Source organism: Citrobacter sp. Cb028 (assembly GCF_030336705.1).
Taxonomy (GTDB): domain Bacteria; phylum Pseudomonadota; class Gammaproteobacteria; order Enterobacterales; family Enterobacteriaceae; genus Citrobacter; species Citrobacter braakii.
On the sequence record NZ_JAOWCZ010000035.1, the window covers coordinates 396,526 to 416,567 of the forward strand.

The 20,042-nt window shown below is 52.4% G+C and carries 13 protein-coding genes; 7 read left to right on the top strand and 6 right to left on the bottom strand.

Annotated features, from left to right (window positions below; genetic code table 11):
- From atoD to atoS, 3 genes are all read right to left on the bottom strand, one after another.
- A complete protein-coding gene (gene atoD / locus OGV75_RS20730; RefSeq protein ID WP_016157020.1) occupies window positions 1–660 on the bottom strand; it encodes an acetate CoA-transferase subunit alpha in 660 nt (219 codons plus the stop codon).
- Between the two features lie 199 nt (window positions 661–859).
- Complete coding sequence (gene atoC, locus OGV75_RS20735; RefSeq protein ID WP_047359203.1) at window positions 860–2,245, bottom strand: acetoacetate metabolism transcriptional regulator AtoC; 1,386 nt, start codon at window positions 2,243–2,245, stop codon at window positions 860–862.
- A complete protein-coding gene (gene atoS, locus OGV75_RS20740) occupies window positions 2,242–4,080 on the bottom strand; it encodes a two-component system sensor histidine kinase AtoS (RefSeq protein ID WP_032947136.1) in 1,839 nt (612 codons plus the stop codon). Before atoS ends, atoC begins: the two co-directional genes overlap by 4 nt.
- A 168-nt stretch (window positions 4,081–4,248) precedes the next feature.
- Here atoS and rcsC point away from each other — a divergent pair, with 168 nt between their 5' ends.
- The gene (rcsC, locus tag OGV75_RS20745) at window positions 4,249–7,095 is read left to right on the top strand and encodes a two-component system sensor histidine kinase RcsC (protein WP_019077260.1); all 2,847 of its coding nucleotides are present in this window, start codon (window positions 4,249–4,251) and stop codon (window positions 7,093–7,095) included.
- Window positions 7,096–7,207: 112 nt separating this feature from the next.
- On the opposite strand, the gene rcsB is transcribed toward rcsC, so the two are convergent.
- Window positions 7,208–7,858: a response regulator transcription factor RcsB gene (gene rcsB / locus OGV75_RS20750; protein ID WP_003027592.1), complete on the bottom strand. Its 651-nt coding sequence runs from the start codon at window positions 7,856–7,858 to the stop codon at window positions 7,208–7,210.
- Between the two features lie 16 nt (window positions 7,859–7,874).
- Complete coding sequence (rcsD, locus tag OGV75_RS20755) at window positions 7,875–10,544, bottom strand: phosphotransferase RcsD (protein ID WP_286481126.1); 2,670 nt, start codon at window positions 10,542–10,544, stop codon at window positions 7,875–7,877.
- Window positions 10,545–11,282: 738 nt separating this feature from the next.
- Between rcsD and OGV75_RS20760 the strand changes: the two genes are divergently transcribed.
- The 6 genes from OGV75_RS20760 to mgtE all read left to right on the top strand — a co-directional run bounded on the left by OGV75_RS20760 (window position 11,283) and on the right by mgtE (window position 18,606).
- Entirely contained in the window at window positions 11,283–12,383 is a 1,101-nt protein-coding gene (locus tag OGV75_RS20760; protein WP_016153787.1) for a porin OmpC, read from the top strand.
- A 115-nt stretch (window positions 12,384–12,498) separates the two neighbouring features.
- Window positions 12,499–13,551: an FAD:protein FMN transferase ApbE gene (gene apbE, locus OGV75_RS20765; protein ID WP_016153786.1), complete on the top strand. Its 1,053-nt coding sequence runs from the start codon at window positions 12,499–12,501 to the stop codon at window positions 13,549–13,551.
- Window positions 13,552–13,630: 79 nt separating this feature from the next.
- Window positions 13,631–14,695: a bifunctional DNA-binding transcriptional regulator/O6-methylguanine-DNA methyltransferase Ada gene (gene ada, locus OGV75_RS20770; RefSeq protein WP_286481127.1), complete on the top strand. Its 1,065-nt coding sequence runs from the start codon at window positions 13,631–13,633 to the stop codon at window positions 14,693–14,695.
- Window positions 14,695–15,345, top strand: a complete 651-nt coding sequence (gene alkB, locus OGV75_RS20775) for a DNA oxidative demethylase AlkB (protein WP_502873979.1) — start codon at window positions 14,695–14,697, stop codon at window positions 15,343–15,345. Before ada ends, alkB begins: the two co-directional genes overlap by 1 nt.
- Window positions 15,346–15,420: 75 nt before the next feature.
- Entirely contained in the window at window positions 15,421–17,064 is a 1,644-nt protein-coding gene (locus OGV75_RS20780) for a multidrug ABC transporter permease/ATP-binding protein (RefSeq protein WP_286481128.1), read from the top strand.
- Between the two features lie 105 nt (window positions 17,065–17,169).
- Window positions 17,170–18,606, top strand: a complete 1,437-nt coding sequence (mgtE, locus tag OGV75_RS20785) for a magnesium transporter (protein WP_016153782.1) — start codon at window positions 17,170–17,172, stop codon at window positions 18,604–18,606.
- Here mgtE and OGV75_RS20790 read toward each other — a convergent pair.
- Window positions 18,569–19,816, bottom strand: a complete 1,248-nt coding sequence (locus OGV75_RS20790; RefSeq protein ID WP_286455414.1) for a SulP family inorganic anion transporter — start codon at window positions 19,814–19,816, stop codon at window positions 18,569–18,571. The two genes, mgtE and OGV75_RS20790, sit on opposite strands and share 38 nt — an antisense overlap.
- Window positions 19,817–20,042 lie beyond the last annotated feature (226 nt).

Genomic DNA, 20,042 nt, shown 5'->3' on the forward strand with positions numbered 1-20,042 from the left:
TTAGCTCTCCTGTGGAATGACGATATGGTCGATAACGGCGCCGGGGGTCACAATCTGGTCAGGCTGCAGCTCCCCTGTTTCAACCATTTCGTCCGGTTCGACCAGCGTGATATCAGCGGCGAGGGCAATCAGAGGGTTAAAGTTACGGGCGCTGAGCTGGTAGGTGAGGTTGCCAAGCATGTCAGAGCGGTGGGCGCGAATAAGCGCTAAATCGGCGCGTAATGGGCGTTCAAGCAGCCAGGTTTTACCCTCAAGCGTCATGGTTTGCTTGCCTTCTTCCACGATGGTGCCAACGCCAGTGGGGGTCAGAAAGCCGCCAAGACCCGCGCCGCCGCAGCGAATCTGCTCGATCAGGGTACCTTGCGGAACCAGCTGTACATCCATCTCGCCGGCAATCATGCGACGACCGGTTTCCGGGTTTGTACCAATGTGCGAGGCAATCACTTTGCTCACCCGCCCATTGACGATCAGGGGGCCGATACCGGTATCGACAAAGGCGGTATCGTTAGCAATCAGTGTCAGATCTCTGACGCCGGATTCCAGCAGGGCTTCAACCAGACGAGGTGGTGTGCCAACGCCCATAAAACCACCGACCATGATGGTCATGCCGTCACGAAAGAAGCCCGCAGCGTCTTGTAAGGTAATCAGTTTTGTTTTCATTATGTTTCCCTTTTTGCATACTCCATTTTGGGTACGCTCAGGGAATTGCAAGCAAGGTGCCAGAATGACTAAAGAAACGTATTAATGTTTAGTTGATTGAATTTATTGGTTTATTTTTATGGTCTTGGTGAAAGGAGACCACGAGGGGTTATGCAGAATTTTGCGCAGTGTGCAAAATTCTGCATAGCAAATTTGCGTATCAGGAACCCGATGGGTCGATGCCGTACTCTTGTAATTTATACATTAAAGCGCGACGGCTAATTCCCAGCATCAGCGCCGTGCGGGTGCGATTGCCGTCCTGATTGTCGAGGACTTCGAGGATAATTCGTTTTTCCTCACGCTTAATCTCTTCTTTCAGATTGCGTTCCCCGGAGTAAGTCGGTTTTGTTTCTGTTGTGGCGCTAACCGGGTTGCGCAACGGGTCGGGGAGATCGTCGGCAAAGATCACCGCGCCGGTATTCATAACGACTGCACGTTCGATGACGTTTGACAGTTCGCGAATGTTACCGGGCCAGGGCCAGGCGGTGAGGATCGACATCGCCGTCGGGTCGATTTCGATAATATCCCGCTGATTTTCAGAGCTGAATTTTTGTAAAAAGTGGTTTGCTAATAAGGTAATATCTTCACGACGCTCGCGTAAGGGCGGCAAAGTCAGATGGATAACGTTGAGCCGGTAAAACAGGTCTTCGCGAAACGTTCCTTCCTTCACCATCGTTTGCAGACAGCGGTTGGTGGCGGCGACGATTCGAATGTCAACGCGAATGGTCTGGTGCCCGCCGATGCGTTCAAACTCCCTCTCCTGCAAAATGCGCAGCAGTTTGGCCTGCAGCACCAGCGGCATCTCGCCAATTTCATCAAGCAATAAAGTTCCCTGATGAGCGCGTTCGAACAATCCCTGGCGTAATGTCTGTGCCCCGGTAAACGCGCCTTTTTCGTGACCAAATAGCTCGCTTTCTAACAACGACTCCGGCAGAGCCGCGCAGTTAATTTTGATAAAGGGGCCATTGGCGCGTTTGCTGTTGTAGTGAATGGCGCGGGCGATCAGCTCTTTTCCTGTGCCGCTTTCACCGCTAATCAACACGTTTGCCTGGGAGAGGGCGATTTTCGCCGTGTCTTTACAGATATCCATCATACGCGGGCTGGTGGTCAGAATATGTCCCCACTGCCAGCTGGTGGTCAACGCTTTATGCAGATTGCGGATTTCCTGTTTCATCTCCTGCAGTTGCAATGCGCGTTGAATCACCATGCTTAGCTCGTCGAGATCAAAGGGCTTAATCACGTAGTCGAATGCGCCGCTACGTAAAGCTTCTACTGCGGTTTCTACTTCAGCGTAAGCGGTCATCAGAATGACGGGGATCCGTGGTTGCTGCGTGCGCATAACTTTCAGCGCGTCGATACCGTCCATCTCCGGCATGCGAATGTCCATCAGCACCACGTCTGGCTGCGTTTCGCTAAACAGGCTCAGCGCGGCTTTCCCGTCGCTGGCGCAATGTGTCTCATGCCCTTGCAGGGAAAATGCGGTGGCAAGCATACGGCGAACATTTTCTTCATCATCAACGATGAGAATACGATAGGTCGTTTTCATTCTGACGGATTTCCCTGCGGGTTAAGAGGTAAAATCAGAGTGAATATCGCCCCGCAGCCAGGCTGGCTGGTTACGTGGATATCCCCCTGATGCGCGTTGATGATGCGCTGGCTCAGCGCCAGTCCAAGACCGGTGCCTGATGCTTTTGTCGTAAAAAAGGGATCGAATATTTTCTTCTGTATGGCGAGATCGATACCGTTGCCATTATCTTCAATCATCACGGCCTGTTGCGAGGCCGAGTATTGCCAGGTACGGATGCGAATTTCGCCTCGCGCAGCGATCGCCTGCACCGCATTGATTAAAATATTGAGGATCACCTGTTTGAGAAGCTCGCGATCGGCGACGATCGGCGGCAGGCTGGGATCTAATTCCGTTGTAAAGGCGATCCGTGCCTGCAGGCCAGCGGTTTGCACCAGGATTAGCGTCTCTTCAATGAGCGCATTGAGCCGAATCTGTTGCCACTGGCTTTGTCGTGGGCGAGAGAAATCTAACAGTTGTTGAATAACTTTATTGATGGAATCAATTTCATTCAGCACAACAGATAAATATTCCTGATGTTCCGGCAGCGAGGTTTGCTGGCGGATGATCTGGACGTAGCCACGAATTGCAGTCAGCGGGTTTCGCACTTCATGCGCGACGCCGGCCATCAGCTCACCCAGGGTGGCAAGCCTTTCGGTTTGCGCCAGTCGACGCTGGGTCTCTTTACGGGCGGTTAAATCGGAGAAAATAACCAGCGCGCCAATCAGCTCGCCGTGTGCGTTATGGATCCGACTGGTGGTTACACTGATCTCAATGGTGCGTTCTCGTCCTGGAAAGCTAATCTCCTGGGCCACATGTTCAGTACCGTGCTCAAGGGTGTCCAGTACCGGGCTATAAAACTGCGTATTGGCAAAGAGCGTCGCATAGGGCTGTCCGACCAGCTCATGCAGCGTGTAGCCCGTTATCTGTTCTGCCGCCGGGTTCATGGTGGTAACGTCGCCTTGCCTGTCGATGGCGATCACGCCATCTGCGGCATTTTCAATGATCAGATCGTTAAGGGTTTTGGTTTCCCGTAGCGTTTGTGCCAGCGCATTGACGCTACGGCTGATTTGTCCCAACTCGCCGGGGAGTTCAGGCAGTCGGGTAGGGGTTTTTTGTGCCAGCGTGGAAAGCCCATCGGTGATGATGTCGATATTCGCACTGAGTCGGCGTGAGAAGTGCACGATGAGCAGCAGGCTACAGATGAGCCCGGCAACCAGTACGGCAATAATCCTGACATCCATTCTCCAGGCCTGCTGGCGGATATCTTCGGTGAGCTCATTGGCCCAGATATACCCAATAACCTCTCCCTGGCGCGCTATTGGGATCATCGAGTTGAGTATGTCGCCGCGAACCTGTCGCCCGGAATAGACCACAGGCGCGTTGCTACTCATCACTTCGCGTCCGGGATGATCCTCGGTGATGGTGATACCTACGTTGCCTTGGTAAAGCGCGGAGGGGGCGTAGGTGATAATGGCATCCAGCGCTTTGTGATAATACCCGGCGCCAATGCCGGGAAACGCTTGCGTAATGCGCTCGGTGATGGGGGCCAACTCTTGATTAAGCGCGCGAATGCGTGCTTCACGCGGCAAATTTGGGTAGTGACTAAAGCGGTCGCCCAGCGCATCGTTTAGCAGGGTTATCACCGATGACAGTTTTTTCTCTTTTTCAGATAAGACTGCTGAACGGCCTTCAGTTTCTACGATATAACCTATAGATATCGTCGGAATGATGACCATCAGGATGGCCATCATGATCATTTGGTTGCGTAATCGTCGTGGGTATAACCGACGAGCCAGCCATCTCAGGTCGCGCATTCTGACATCCGTGCAGTGTTTTTCAGGCAAACGACGATTATCACGGGTTAAGACAATGGTTTCAGAGCGGTGTATCATATTCCCGTAAAGAGAGGGCATTGCGACGCCGGACATTTACCGCTACCTTAACCACACTCTATTAATGCCCTGAGGCGGAGCTTCGCCCCTTTGAAATACCTTGCTTCCGTTCATTCAACGCTAAAAGTCTCACGCTATCTGTTCAGGGCGTTGGCGCTCCTGATCTGGGGGCTAATCGCATTTGCCTCCGTTTTCTACATCGTGAATGCGCTGCACCAGAGAGAGTCCGAGATTCACCAGGAGCTTAACCTCAGTTCCGATCAGGCCCAACGTTACATTCAGCGCACCTCTGATGTGATTAAAGAGCTGAAATATATCGCGGAGAATCGCTTAACGGCGGAAAACGGCGTGATGTCGTTGCGCGCGCGAGATGATAAAACTGCCGTGCCAAACTTCGAGCCGCTGTTTGCCGACTCCGACTGCTCGGTGATGGGCAACGCCTGGCGAGGTTCTCTGGAATCGCTGGCGTGGTTTATGCGCTACTGGCGGGATAACTTTTCCGCGGCCTATGATTTGAATCGTGTGTTCCTGATCGGCAGCGACAACCTTTGCATGGCCAATTTCGGTCTGCGTGATATGCCTGTCGAACGTGACGGGGCGTTGAAGGCGCTGCATGAGCGCATTATTAAGTATCGCAATGCACCGCAGGACGAAAACGGTAATAACCTGTTCTGGATTAGCCAGGGGCCGCGGCCGGGGATAGGCTATTTCTATGCGCTGACGCCGGTTTATCTCGCTAATCGCCTGCAGGCGCTGTTGGGTGTGGAACAGCCTATCCGCATGGAGAACTTTTTCACGCCGGGCAGTTTGCCGATGGGAGTGACCATCCTTGATGAAAATGGTCATGCGCTGATTTCGCTCACCGGCCCCGAGGGGAATATTAAGGCTGAACCTCGCTGGATGCAGGAGCGCTCCTGGTTTGGCTATACGTCGGGTTTTCACGAACTGGTGCTGAAGAAAAACCTGCCCCCGTCATCGCTAAGCATTGTTTATTCAGTACCGGTCGACCTGGTGCTGGAGCGGATCCGCATGATGATCCTGAACGCTATTCTGCTGAATGTGCTGGTTGGCGCGGCGTTATTTATGCTCACGCGCATGTATGAGCGGCGCATTTTTATTCCTGCGGAAAGCGATGCCCAGCGTCTGGAAGAGCACGAGCAGTTTAACCGTAAAATCGTGGCTTCTGCGCCGGTTGGGATTTGTATTCTGCGTACGATAGATGGCATTAACATCCTGAGTAATGAGCTGGCGCACACCTATCTCAACATGCTGACGCATGAAGACCGGCAACGGTTAACGCAAATTATCTGCGGCCAGCAGGTCAATTTTGTTGATGTGCTGACCAGCAACAATACCAATCTGCAAATCAGCTTTGTGCACTCGCGCTATCGTAATGAAAACGTGGCAATTTGCGTGCTGGTTGACATCAGCGCGCGCGTTAAAATGGAAGAGTCGTTGCAGGAGATGGCGCAGGCGGCGGAGCAGGCGAGCCAGTCCAAATCGATGTTCCTTGCGACGGTAAGCCACGAGCTGCGTACACCGCTGTATGGCATTATCGGTAACCTTGATTTGTTGCAAACCAAAGAGTTACCCAACGGAGTGGATCGCCTGGTGACGGCGATGAACAACTCTTCCAGCCTGCTGTTGAAGATTATCAGCGATATTCTCGATTTCTCGAAAATTGAATCTGAACAGCTGAAGATTGAACCGCGCGAGTTTTCACCGCGTGAAGTAATGAATCATATTACGGCTAACTATCTGCCGCTGGTGGTTCGCAAACAGCTGGGGTTGTACTGCTTTATCGACCCGAATGTACCGGTGGCGCTCAATGGTGATCCGATGCGTTTGCAGCAGGTGATTTCCAATCTGCTGAGTAATGCTATCAAGTTTACCGATACCGGCTGCATTGTGCTGCACGTGCAGTGTAACGAAGACTATCTCAGTATTCGCGTACGTGATACCGGGGTTGGGATCCCAGCCAAAGAGGTCGTCCGCTTGTTCGATCCTTTCTTCCAGGTGGGAACCGGCGTACAGCGTAATTTCCAGGGAACCGGTCTTGGTTTGGCTATCTGTGAAAAACTGATCAGCATGATGGATGGGGATATTTCCGTCGATTCTGAACCGGGAATGGGTAGCCAGTTTATGCTGCGTATTCCGCTTTATGGCGCGCAGTACCCGCTGAAAAAAGGTATCGAAGGACTTGTTGGCAAACGTTGCTGGCTGGCGGTGCGTAACGCGTCGCTGTACCAGTTTATTGAATCCAGTCTGGCGCGTAACGGGATGACGGTGCAGTGCTATGAGGGACAGCAACCGGATGCAGATGACCTGCTGATTGCCGACGATGTGCTGGAGCAGGCGTGGCAGGGACGCGCCGCGGTTATTTTCTGCCGTCGTCATATCGGTATTCCGCTGGAAAGGGGGCCTGGGGAGTGGGTGCACAGCGTGGCATCGCCTCACGAATTGCCCGCGCTGTTGGCGCATATCTACAGCCTTGAGCTGAGCAGTGAAGAGCTTTCAACGGCGTTGCCAGCCCCGGATAAAGTTGCTGCAACTAACGATGACATGATGATTCTGGTAGTCGACGATCATCCTATCAACAGGCGTTTACTGGCCGATCAGTTGGGATCGTTGGGGTATCAGTGTAAAACCGCAAATGACGGCGTGGACGCACTCAATGTACTGAGTAAAAACCATATCGACATCGTGCTGAGCGACGTTAACATGCCGAACATGGATGGTTATCGTCTGACCCAGCGTATTCGCCAGTTAGGATTAACCCTGCCGGTTGTCGGCGTGACGGCCAACGCGCTGGCTGAAGAGAAGCAGCGTTGTCTGGAGTCAGGTATGGATAGCTGTCTGTCTAAGCCGGTGACGTTAGATGTATTGAAGCAGACGCTGACGGTCTATGCGGAAAGAGTGAGAAAGGCGCGGGAATAAAAGAGGCCGGATGGGGACGTTTGCCTTATCTGGCCTACGGAACACGCACAACATCGTGTCATTCGTAGGCCTGATAAACGCCGTGCCATCAGGCACGTCGATGTTAAAAGAATTACTCTTTGTCTGAAGGACTCAGCGTGACGGAAGAAAGGTAATTCAACAGGGCGATATCGTTTTCCACACCGAGTTTCATCATTGCCGACTTTTTCTGGCTGCTGATGGTTTTAATACTGCGGTTGAGTTTTTTCGCGATTTCAGTAACCAGGAAACCTTCGGCAAACAGGCGCAGAACTTCGCTCTCTTTCGGTGACAGACGTTTGTCGCCGTAACCGCTGGCGCTGATTTTTTCCAGCAGACGAGAAACGCTTTCCGGGGTGAATTTCTTACCCTTCTGCAGCGCGGCAAGCGCTTTCGGCAGATCTGTTGGCGCGCCTTGCTTCAGGACAATTCCTTCAATATCGAGATCCAGTACCGCGCTCAGGATTGCCGGGTTGTTGTTCATGGTGAGAACAATAATCGACAGGCTCGGGAAATGGCGCTTGATATACTTAATTAACGTGATCCCGTCACCGTATTTATCTCCCGGCATGGAGAGGTCGGTAATCAACACATGAGCATCTAACTTAGGCAAATTGTTGATCAGTGCAGTGGAGTCTTCAAATTCGCCGACAACGTTTACCCACTCGATTTGCTCAAGTGATTTACGAATACCGAACAGTACAATCGGGTGGTCATCGGCAATAATTACGTTCATAGTGTTCATGTATTGGGCTACCTTGCTACAGCAAGCTCTTGACGTAATCGTCAATGTCGCTGATGTATTTTTCTATACCTGGAGCATCTTTCTCTTGAATAAGATGTTCCAGCGCTTCACATAACTGCTTGCCGGGTACCAGATTAAGCATGGCAAACACGCCTTTCAGGCGATGGGCCGTTTGGGCTAACGCAGCGAAATCGCTGGTTGCTGCCTCAGTATACAACCTCTTAACATCATCCGGTACTGTGTCTACAAAGAGTGCATAGTAACCACTGGCATGAAGTTCGGCGTTTTCATCTCCGCCGAGGGGGAGTTCCTGGATCTCTTCTTGTGCCAGCTGCTCTTCTATCAGCTCGAGGACAGCTTCCTGCATAGCATTGCTCATATTAAAGTTGACGCGCAGCTGACCAGGGCCAATTTTCCGCACGCCAGACTCATCATCGCTTAAAAGAAGGCCTGAGGCAGTAAGATTAGACGGATTATCTGTTAAAAAGAGATCATATTCTTGACTATTCAACCGCTCATCAGGCGTGATGCAGGTTGCTCCCCAGTTCTCCAGTTGGCGTAATACGATGCTGCGTACGTCATTAGAGGTGACATCAACCATTATGCAGACGTCATCTAACAAACGCTCTTCACTTTCAGCATGTTGATCGTGCAGCGGCATTTTAACATGGACTATATAACGTGTTCCAAGTTCTTCCCGCGCTTTAATGTTCAGGTGTCCACCTAGCTTGCGGGCGAGCTGATCGCATAACCAGAACGTCAGCGGGTTGGCCTTGCTATACCGATCGCCCTGGGTGTCATTGATGAACGGGAAGTGCAGGTTATCAACTTCATTCAATGTGACACCTTGCCCGGTATCCAGAATGCGGAAGGTCAGGCGTTCAGTCTCCGATTCATCCTGGTCGACTTCCAGCGTGATTTTGCCAATTTGCGTGGTGGTTACCGCATATTGGATCAGCAACAGCAAAATACGGCGCAGGGCATCGCGGTCGCCGCGGCGTTCATCATGGGCGCTAAGGTGATTTTTAATCAGTAGCTGCAGCCCTTTACGTTTAATGGCTGGCAGAACCTCCGGAACCACGTCATCAATTAACGACTGCACGGAAAACAGCGTCGATTCACTTTTCCAGGCGTCGCTTTCCAGCAGGTTGGCCAACTGGATTTCATCTACCATACGCACCAGAACGTCTGCCTGATTGGCCAGTTTCTGGCTGTCCGGGCTATTCAGTGCGGCAGCATTAGCGGCAAGTATTTTCGCCGGGTCTTTCAGTGCGCTGCCGATATTCTGCATAAAGGCCGCCCGGGCCTGCTGGTTTTTCTCATACAGTCGCTGCGCTTGCTTCAGCTTCTTATTAACCAGCACTTCGCGGTCCTGGTCACGAATAATAAAGATCTGCGTTCTCGATGAGATCTGGCTGCGGAACAGCCGGATCTCATACAGCTCATTATTGATGGTGGCCTGAATCACCCCCTGATGCTGCTCCGCCATACTGGTAATGTTTTGCAAATTTAAATGCGGTAACAGGTGGTCGGCAATTTTATTGCTGATAACCGTGCGGTTTGCTTCTTGATCGTGCACCAGCAAGCCCAGAGGCAGCAAAGACACTATCTCTTCATTGATGGCGCGCAGAACACGCAGTTCATTATTTGCCGCAAGGTTTGGTGCCACTTCGGTGGAACGGGCAGGGAGGTGGCGAAAGGTGGTATAGCCAAACAGCGCCAGGGCCAACAAAGCAATGTTGAGTAACAGCGGCAGCAGAATGCTTTGCAAGGTGTCGAGCAGCAATGAGCCAAACGGAACCTGCCACACCAGCCGCATATCCGTTGAGTTTAGCGCCGAAGAGATCTCAATTTTACTGTTGTTGAAATTAATGCTGACGCTGTCAGGCGACTCTTTTTCATTCAGATGCTCGGTTGTTGACGTGGCATCTGGAACCAGATGGAAGCTGTCCAGCGGCATGCCGGGTGGGATCAAGTCATTAATCGGCAGGTCAAAGGCGACAACCGTTGCCAGATGTCCAGGCTGATTAAAGGTCGTGCGTAGCGTGAAGTAATGCCCGTTCTGCCACGCCAGACGGCGCAGTGAAGAGAAGCTTTCACGTTCATCCAGCGCATTGGCCTGTTGTAACATTTCCGCGCGCCGTGAGTCGACAATATTACCAATCGTCGACTCTTTAAAACCGGAAGTCAGATCTTTTAGCGGCAGCGTTGAGATAAGGATCAGGCTATTGTCCTGACCATTCAGGTAATACATAGACCACGGAACATTTTCCGCGCCCCACAGCGTATCAAGATAGGTTGAGATGCGTTGGGTCATCTCCAGCGTAGAACTGTCATGGGAACCGAAAATCAGCGCCTCGGTCTTTCTGCGCGGTTTCTCAAGATAATAGACGTCTTGTTTCAGACGCGTTTCCTGCAGTCCTTCTGCACCAGGTGAACTGGCCGTAGCGGCAATATTGTCATAGATTTGCCAGGTCACGTATCGCCAGGTATCGACCCTTTTATGAATGGCATGGGTGATATCGACAATCTGATAGCTCTTATCCTTTAACCAGGTGTTGACGGCGCTCTGGACCATAACGCCCATCATCACCAACAGCACAACGATCAGTAATAAGAAGAAACGGGTAATACTTCCCGGTAGCAGGGAGAATCGGGTAGAAGCCGTTGTGTCAGACTGACTCATTCGTGTTTATGACCTGTTAAACGACGCGAAAGATGATGGGGCAGTATAAAGGGTAATATATGAATTGCCACACTTACACCACGCCGGATGGCCCGCATTTTTTACGCTCCATTCTGTTGCAGCCATCACAATGCAAAGGTGTACAGTGGATAAAGGCGGGTACAAATATTTGTACGGAATGTATACATTTAGCATTAAATAACAAGAAATTATTAATCAGATTTATATCTGAATACGACGCAATGAGATAGTTAATAGTTGTTATAGTTTTGCATCGGTAGCACAGAACGGTAAGTTTTGTGTAAAGAAGGGTAAAAAAAAACCGAACGCGAAGCATTCGGTTGAAATAGGGGTAAACAGACATTCATGAATGAATGACGGTAATAAATAAAGTTAATGATGATAGCGGGTCTATTTTAGTTGCGAGTGAAGATTTTGTTTTGTCATTCAGTGCTATAACTATTTTCAAGGTAACCTATTGATTTTAAATTTAATTAAAATAGTTCTTGATTATTTGTGCTTATTTTGCCTGTTTTTTGATTTTAAAAAAGTTCCCTCGTATTAATATTTTGAAACACCTATGCCGATAAATGAAACACCTTAAAAGTTTTAGTATCATATTCGTGTTGGATTATTCTGTGTTTTTGCGGAGAATGAAGTTGCCGACTGGTTAATGAGCTTAATCAGTATGCAGTGGCATAAAAAAGCAATAAAGGCATATAACAGAGGGTTAATAACATGAAAGTTAAAGTACTGTCCCTCCTGGTACCAGCACTGCTGGTAGCAGGCGCAGCAAATGCGGCTGAAATTTATAACAAAGACGGCAACAAATTAGACCTGTACGGTAAAGTAGACGGTCTGCACTATTTCTCTGATGACTCCACTAAAGATGGCGATCAGACCTATATGCGTATCGGCTTCAAAGGCGAAACCCAAGTTAACGACCAACTGACCGGTTACGGCCAGTGGGAATACCAGATTCAGGGTAACTCCTCTGAAAACGAAAACAACTCCTGGACCCGTGTGGCGTTTGCTGGTCTGAAATTCGCTGACGTAGGATCTTTCGACTACGGTCGTAACTATGGCGTAGTTTACGACGTAACGTCCTGGACCGACGTTCTGCCGGAATTCGGCGGCGACACCTACGGTTCTGACAACTTTATGCAGCAGCGTGGTAACGGCTTCGCGACCTATCGTAACACCGACTTCTTCGGTCTGGTTGATGGCCTGAACTTTGCCCTGCAGTACCAGGGTAAAAACGGTAGCCCGGAAGGCGAAGGTATGACTGGTGTGACCGGCAACGGTCGTGATGCGCTGAGTCAGAACGGCGACGGCGTTGGCGGATCTATCACTTATGATATCGGTGAAGGCTTCGCGCTGGGTACTGCAGTCACCAGCTCCAAACGTACTGACGAGCAGAACCGTCTGAACTTCGGTACCGGTGACCGTGCTGAAACCTACACTGGCGGTCTGAAATACGACGCGAATAACGTTTACCTGGCAGCACAGTACACCCAGACCTACAACGCAACGCGTGCGGGCAACCTGGGCTGGGCTAACAAAGCACAGAACTTTGAAGCTGTTGCGCAGTACCAGTTCGACTTCGGTCTGCGTCCGTCCGTGGCTTACCTGCAGTCCAAAGGTAAAGACCTGAACAATGGTTACGGCGACCAGGATATCCTGAAATATGTTGATGTTGGCGCGACCTACTACTTCAACAAAAACATGTCTACCTATGTTGATTACAAAATCAACCTGCTAGATGACAACCAGTTCACCCGTGATGCTCGCATCTCTACCGATGATATCGTAGCGCTGGGTCTGGTTTACCAGTTCTAATCTGCGCTCATGTCGTTAAAAGGCCCTGCGGGGCCTTTTTTAATGCCGTTTTTTCGTCGTACAAACAACGATTTTTGGTGTACTCTTGCGCCCGTTCGCATGAGGATAATTACGTATGGAAGTGAATTTCTATCGCGCAGCACTACTGGCTGTGACGATCTTTTTTGTCGGGTGCGATGAAGCCCCGAAACCTGCCCAGACCACACAACCTGCCACCGTTCTGGAAGGTAAAACCATGGGCACTTTCTGGCGGGTCAGTGCGGTGGGCGTAGATGCCAAACGCGCCGGGGAACTGCAGGCGAAGATCCAGGCTCAGCTGGATGCCGACGATCAGCTTCTCTCTACCTATAAAAATGATTCTGCGTTAATGCGCTTTAACCTGTCGAAAAGCCTGTCGCCATGGCCGGTTAATGATGCTATGGCCGATATCGTGACTTCGGCGTTACGCATTGGCGCAAAAACCGGTGGGGCCATGGATATTACCGTGGGTCCGTTGGTCAATTTGTGGGGCTTTGGCCCGGATCAGCAACCGGTGCATATTCCTACGCAGGCGCAAATTGACGCCGCAAAAGCGCAAACCGGGCTTTCACATCTGAAGGTTGTTAATGAGGCGCATCGGAACTACCTGCAAAAAGATTTGCCCGAGCTGTACGTGGATCTCTCGACCGTAGGCGAAGGTTATGCCGCCGATCATCTGGCACGATTAATGGAGCAGGAAGGGATCGCCCGTTATCTGGTATCTGTTGGTGGTGCATTGAACAGCCGCGGTATGAATGCAGACGGGCTTTCGTGGCGAGTCGCGATTCAGAAACCGACCGATCGCGAAAACGCGGTGCAGGCGATTGTCGACATTAACGGGCATGGCATTAGCACCTCCGGCAGCTACCGTAACTATTATGAGCTGGATGGTAAGCGCCTTTCCCATGTTATCGATCCGCAAACCGGTCGTCCGATTGAACACAACCTGGTATCTGTAACGGTAATCGCACCAACGGCACTGGAGGCTGACGGCTGGGATACCGGATTGATGGTTCTCGGCCCGGAAAAGGCCAAAGAGGTTGTGCGTCGTGAAGGACTCGCGGTCTATATGATTATAAAAGAGGGCGAGGGGTTTAAAACCTGGATGTCGCCGCAGTTTAAAAGCTTCCTGCTCAGCGAAAAAAATTAAAAAGCAAGATTGCGGGTTTTTGTATCCGGCTATGGGGACACACTGAGGCTAAGCGCTATGCTTAACAAAGGAGTCCATAATGAAAAATCGTTTACACATAACTGATGATGACCGCTGGCAGTCCGTTGTGGATCGTGACGCCGACGCTGACGGTCAGTTTGTTTTCGCCGTCCAGACTACCGGCATTTTCTGCCGTCCGTCCTGTCGGGCGAAACATGCGCTGCGCAAAAATGTGAGTTTCTTTGCCGATGCCCGGCAGGCGCTGGCCGCCGGTTTTCGTCCCTGTAAACGTTGTCAGCCGGATAAAGACAGCGCCCACCAGCATCGGCTGGAGAAAATAGCCCACGCCTGCCAGTTACTGGAGCAGGAATCTCCCCTCACGTTGGACGAGCTGGCGCAGCAGGTGGCGATGAGCCCGTATCACTTACATCGCCTGTTCAAAGCCACAACGGGCATGACCCCCAAAGCGTGGCAGCAGTCCTGGCGCGCCCGTCGTCTGCGCGATGCCCTGGCGAAAGGCGTTCCGGTAACGCAGGCAATTCTCAACGCCGGATTTCCCGACAGCAGCAGCTACTACCGAAAAGCGGATCAGACGTTAGGCATGACCGCAAAGCAATTTCGTAAAGGTGGTGACAACGTTTCTGTACGCTATACCCTGGCAGATTGCACTCTGGGTCGCTGTCTGGTGGCGGAAAGCGAACGTGGTATCTGCGCGATCTTACTTGGTGATGATGACGCTACGTTGGTTGCGGATCTGCATGGGTTGTTTCCGGCCGCTCAGGATGTGCCAGCAGATACCGATTTTCAGCAGCGCGTGCGCGAAGTGATCGCCGCAATCAATGCGCGTGACGCGCCGTTATCGCTGCCGCTGGATATCCGCGGAACCGCATTTCAGCAGCAGGTGTGGCAGGCGTTGCGCGCAATTCCGTGCGGCGAAACGATGAGCTACCAGCAACTGGCCAGCGCCATTGGCAAACCGAAGGCGGTGCGTGCGGTGGCCAGCGCCTGTGGGGCGAATAAACTGGCAATCGTCATCCCGTGTCACCGGGTGATCCGCGGCGATGGCGCGCTTTCTGGCTACCGGTGGGGCATTGCGCGCAAAGCACAGTTACTGCAACGTGAAACGACTGGCGAGGAAACATAATGCTCGATCTCTTTGCGGATGCGAAACCCTGGCAGGAGCCGCTGGCGTCAGGCGCGGTTATTCTGCGACGCTTCGCTTTTGACTGCGCACCGTCTCTGCTGCAGGCGATAGCGGCTATCGCCAGACAGTCGCCGTTTCGCCAGATGGTGACGCCCGGCGGCTACACGATGTCGGTGGCAATGACCAACTGCGGTCGTCTGGGTTGGACAACGGATCAACATGGTTACCTTTATTCTCCTTTTGATCCGCTAACCGGCGCGCACTGGCCGCCGCTGCCGGATGCATTCGCTGACCTGTGCCAACAGGCAGCGACGGCGGCGGGCTATGCTGATTTTCAACCCGATGCCTGTCTGATTAACCGCTACACGCCTGGGGCAAAACTGTCCTTACATCAGGATAAAGACGAGCCCGACCTGCGGGCGCCGATTGTCTCGGTGTCGCTAGGATTGCCGGCCATCTTTCAATTTGGCGGCTTGCGCCGTAATGACCCCTTAAAGCGTTTGCTGCTGGAACATGGCGATGTGGTGGTGTGGGGCGGTACTTCGCGGCTGTTTTATCATGGGATCCAGCCGCTTAAGACGGGGTATCATCCGTTGACCGGACACTGTCGCTACAATCTGACGTTTCGTCAGGCGGGTAAAAAAGAATAAAAATAAGAATTATTATTGCTGTCAGCGAAGAGATGTTTAAACTGCGGGCTGTTATTACTTGTCCGGGTTGTTCGCATGGAACTTTTACTTCTTGTCTGGCGGCAGTATCGCTGGCCATTTATCAGCGTCATGGCGCTCAGCCTCGCCAGCGCTGCGTTGGGGATTGGGCTGATTGCGTTTATCAACCAGCGTCTGATTGAAACGGTCGACACCACGCTGATGGTGCTGCCGGAGTTTCTTGGCCTGTTGCTGCTATTGATGGTTGTCACTCTCGGCTCTCAGCTGGCGTTGACCACGCTCGGCCACCACTTTGTCTACCGTCTGCGTAGCGAATTTATCAAACGTATTCTGGATACCCACGTCGAGCGTATTGAACAGCTTGGCAGCGCCTCGTTGCTGGCCGGTTTAACCAGCGATATTCGTAACATCACCATCGCCTTTGTTCGTCTGCCTGAGCTGGTGCAGGGGATTATCCTGACCATCGGATCGGCGGCGTATCTGGCGATGCTGTCGACCAAAATGCTGCTGGTGACGGCTATCTGGATGGCAATCACCATCTGGGGGGGATTTGTGCTGGTGGCGCGGGTGTATAAGCACATGGCTACCCTGCGCGAAACAGAAGACAAGTTGTACAACGATTATCAGACGGTGCTGGAAGGGCGCAAAGAGCTGACGCTCAACCGCGAGCGCGCCGAGCATATCTTTAATCAGATGTACGTCCCGGATGCCAAAGAGTACCGTCACCATATTATTCGCGCCGATACCTTCCACCTGAGCGCGGTCAACTGGTCAAACATTATGATGCTGGGCGCCATTGGTCTGGTGTTCTGGATGGCGAATAGTCTGGGCTGGGCGGATACCGCCGTGGCGGCGACTTACTCACTGACGCTGTTATTCCTGCGTACGCCGCTGCTCTCTGCCGTTGGCGCGCTACCGACCCTGCTCACTGCGCAGGTGGCTTTCAACAAGCTGAATAAATTCGCACTGGCACCTTTTAAGGCCGAATTCCTGCGCCCAACCGCCTTTCCAAACTGGCAAACGCTGGAACTGCGTAACGTGGTTTTCCACTATCAGGATAATGCCTTTTCCGTAGGGCCGGTCAATCTGACGATTCATCGCGGTGAACTGATCTTCTTGATTGGCGGCAACGGCAGCGGGAAATCTACGCTGGCGATGTTACTGACCGGGCTATACCAGCCGCAGTCAGGTGAAATTTTGCTTGATGGTAAGGCCGTGGCCGTTGAAAAGCCGGAAGATTATCGCAAGCTGTTTTCCGCCGTGTTTACCGACGTCTGGCTGTTCGACAAACTGCTGGGGCCGGAAGGTAAAGAAGCCAATCCGCAGCTGGTAGCGAAGTGGCTGGAACATCTGAAGATGGGTCACAAGCTGGAGATGAATGATGGTCGCATCCTCAATCTGAAGCTGTCGAAAGGGCAGAAGAAACGCGTGGCGCTGCTGCTGGCTCTGGCGGAGGAGCGCGACATCATTCTGCTGGATGAATGGGCTGCCGATCAGGATCCCCATTTCCGTCGTGAGTTCTATCAGGTCCTGTTACCGCTGATGCAAGAAATGGGTAAAACTATCTTCGCCATTAGCCATGACGATCACTATTTTATTCACGCCGATCGTCTGCTGGAAATGCGTAACGGACAGTTGAGTGAACTGCTGGGCGATGAGCGTGATGCCGCCTCGCGTGACGCGGTGGCTCGCACCGCATGATCCCACATGCCGCCGGTTTTTTATCCACCCGGCGGCACTGTTTATTGTTATTTACATAAATCGGCATCATGATTAATGATATTTCATATCATGGATTTATGATTAATGCCTGTAACAAATAAAAACAGCGCCAGACTGCGTGATGAAGAGCGTGCGCGTCTTATCTGGCTGCTGACCACTGATAAAGCCGTTGTTTCAACGCTATTGGGCAAGCTTACCCTGGCTGAGCAATATGACGTCGGCACGTTAGCCGACGATATTGCTGAGGTAGGGGCGCTGGTCGCCCACCTGCCGCCGCCCGATTTGGCGGATACCCTTGAAGCATTACCTTCTGAAGAGCGTCACGCCCTGTGGCGACTGGTCGAAAGTGAAAAGCGCGGTAACGTCCTGCTTGAGGCGTCTGAAAACGTCTGGGACGACCTGATCGATGAGATGAGCGATCGTGAGCTGCTGGATGCGTTGCAATACCTTGATATCGACGAACAGATTTATCTGGTTCAGCATCTCCCTCGTAACCTCACGGGTCGACTGTTGGCGACGTTACCGGCCGAGGAGCGGGCGCGCGTCCGCCAGGTGCTGCACTACGAGAAGAATCGCGTCGGTGCGATTATGGAGTTCGAAGTTATCACCGTGCGTCCGGACGTGACGCTGGAAGTGGTGCAACGCTACCTGCGGCGGCTGGGAAAAATGCCGGAGAACACCGATAAACTCTTCGTGACCGACCGCAATAAAGTGCTGGTCGGGGAACTGACGCTCACCTGTATTCTGCTCAATGACGTGCAGCGAAAAGTCAGCGAGGTGATGGAAGATGATCCGCTCACCTTTTCTCCGGAAGATATCGCCGAACACGCCGCGCGAACCTTTGAACGTGACGACCTGGTCAGTGCCGCGGTCGTTGACTCTTCAGGTAAACTGATGGGCCGTTTAACCATCGATGAGATCGTCGATGTGGTCTATGAAGAAACCGATACCGATCTGCGTCGAATGGGCGGCTTAAGCGCCGGAGAGGATGTGTTTGCCCCCGTCACGAAAGCGGTAAAAACCCGCTGGGCGTGGTTGGCCGTTAACCTTTGTACCGCCTTTATCGCTTCGCGAGTGATCGACGGCTTCGAACATACAATTTCGCAACTGGTCGCGCTGGCCTCGCTGATGCCGATTGTGGCGGGGATCGGCGGCAACACCGGGAATCAAACCATCACCATGATTGTTCGCGCGCTGGCGCTACAAAATATTCAGCCGGGAAACCTGACGTTTTTGATCCTGCGCGAAATGGGCGTGGCGTTGATTAATGGCCTCGTGTGGGGCGGAATTATGGGCGGCATTACCTGGTGGCTGTACGATGACATGGCGCTCGGCGGCGTGATGACCCTGGCGATGATGCTCAATTTGCTGATGGCGGCGTTGATGGGCGTTATTATTCCGATGACGATGGTGAAGCTCGGGCGCGACCCGGCGGTCGGCTCGAGCGTCATGATTACGGCAATCACCGATACCGGTGGTTTCTTTATTTTTCTCGGTCTGGCAACGCTGTTTCTGATGTAGCCGCACGTTTGCCTCTGACGATACGCGGCAGAATGAGCATCGTCATCACCCCGGCAACCACGCCAAGCGCCAGGTTGCCGGTTGACACCGTCGCCGCGACGGTCATCAGCATCACCAGCGTTTCAGTAACGGGGAGTTGCCGCAGCGTAGCGGGCTGGATGCTGTGCCAACTGAAGGTTTTCACCGCCACAATCACCATAATTCCCGCCAGCACCGACATGGGGATTTTCGCCATTACTTCGCTTAAGGCGGTGACCAGCAACAACAGCACCAGCCCGGCGGCGACCGTCGAGATGCGGCTGCGTCCTTTGCCCATCTCGACGTTAACGATGGTTTGACCAATCATCGCACACCCGGCGATGCCGCCATAAAAACCGGCCAGAATATTGGCTATCCCCAACCCGGCGCTCTCGCGATTCTTATTCGACGGCGTAACCGTCAGGTCATCCACCAGACGGGCGGTTAACAGCGACTCCATTAATCCGACAAAAGCGATGCTCAGCGCGCAGGGCCAGATAATCGCCAGCGTTTGCAGGTTGAGTGGTACCAATAACTGCGTGAATCCCGGCAGGCCGCCGCGCATTGAACCTTCGTCACCGACGGTCGGTAATAGTTGTCCGCTGGTGACAGTGAACACCGTCAGCAGCACGATGGCGATAAGCGGCGCGGGGATCGCTTTAATAAACCGCGGAACCCACAGCACAATCAGCAGGGTCAGGACAAACAGCCCCCAGATTAGCGGGCTTTTACCCCAGAAATGCGGGACCTGGGCAAAGAAAATCAAAATACCCAGCGCGTTCACAAAACCGGTCATGACGGCTGTAGGAATGAATCGCATCAGACGCGCCATCCCCAATACGCCAAACAGGATCTGAATAATCCCGGCCAGCACCACCGCAGGCAGGATGTACTGGACGCCGTGTTGATGCACCATCGGGCCAATCACCAGCGCGACCGATCCTGCCGCTGCGGTAACCATTGCCGGACGGCCACCTAAAAATGACATTGCCAGGCACAGTACGACTGAGGCTATCAGGCTGACTTTAGGATCGACGCCGGCGATAACGGAAAAAGAGATCACTTCCGGGATCAGCGCCAGGGCGGTTACCACACCGGCCAGCGTTTCGCGAACCAGTAAACGGGGTTGGCGCAGCACTGCGCGCGTCGCGTGCTCCGCTACTGCGACAGAGGAGGGTTGAGTGGCAGACATCGTTACTCTTAGGTCAAAAATGGCCCGATACAGCAGACCGACAGGCATCCGTGCGGTGAATAGCAAAGCGCAGCATAGTACCTGTCTGACGGACCGGTTTCCAGAAATGATTGTCAATAACCGTATAAACTATCAACGTATTAATAACATTTTTAAAAATTAAATATAATTTATAAACAATATTTAAATATTTTTACTTAAGTGTTACCGTTGATGCCGCTCGATT

Bases quoted from the DNA above. Each gene is read 5' to 3' on its own strand.
- atoD (WP_016157020.1), bottom strand. From the start codon at position 660: ATGAAAACAAAACTGATTACCTTACAAGACGCTGCGGGCTTCTTTCGT.
- atoC (WP_047359203.1), bottom strand. From the start codon at position 2,245: ATGAAAACGACCTATCGTATTCTCATCGTTGATGATGAAGAAAATGTT.
- atoS (WP_032947136.1), bottom strand. From the start codon at position 4,080: ATGCGCGACCTGAGATGGCTGGCTCGTCGGTTATACCCACGACGATTA.
- rcsB (WP_003027592.1), bottom strand. From the start codon at position 7,858: ATGAACACTATGAACGTAATTATTGCCGATGACCACCCGATTGTACTG.
- rcsD (WP_286481126.1), bottom strand. From the start codon at position 10,544: ATGAGTCAGTCTGACACAACGGCTTCTACCCGATTCTCCCTGCTACCG.
- OGV75_RS20760 (WP_016153787.1), top strand. From the start codon at position 11,283: ATGAAAGTTAAAGTACTGTCCCTCCTGGTACCAGCACTGCTGGTAGCA.
- apbE (WP_016153786.1), top strand. From the start codon at position 12,499: ATGGAAGTGAATTTCTATCGCGCAGCACTACTGGCTGTGACGATCTTT.
- ada (WP_286481127.1), top strand. From the start codon at position 13,631: ATGAAAAATCGTTTACACATAACTGATGATGACCGCTGGCAGTCCGTT.
- alkB (WP_502873979.1), top strand. From the start codon at position 14,695: ATGCTCGATCTCTTTGCGGATGCGAAACCCTGGCAGGAGCCGCTGGCG.
- OGV75_RS20780 (WP_286481128.1), top strand. From the start codon at position 15,421: ATGGAACTTTTACTTCTTGTCTGGCGGCAGTATCGCTGGCCATTTATC.
- mgtE (WP_016153782.1), top strand. From the start codon at position 17,170: ATGCCTGTAACAAATAAAAACAGCGCCAGACTGCGTGATGAAGAGCGT.
- OGV75_RS20790 (WP_286455414.1), bottom strand. From the start codon at position 19,816: ATGTCTGCCACTCAACCCTCCTCTGTCGCAGTAGCGGAGCACGCGACG.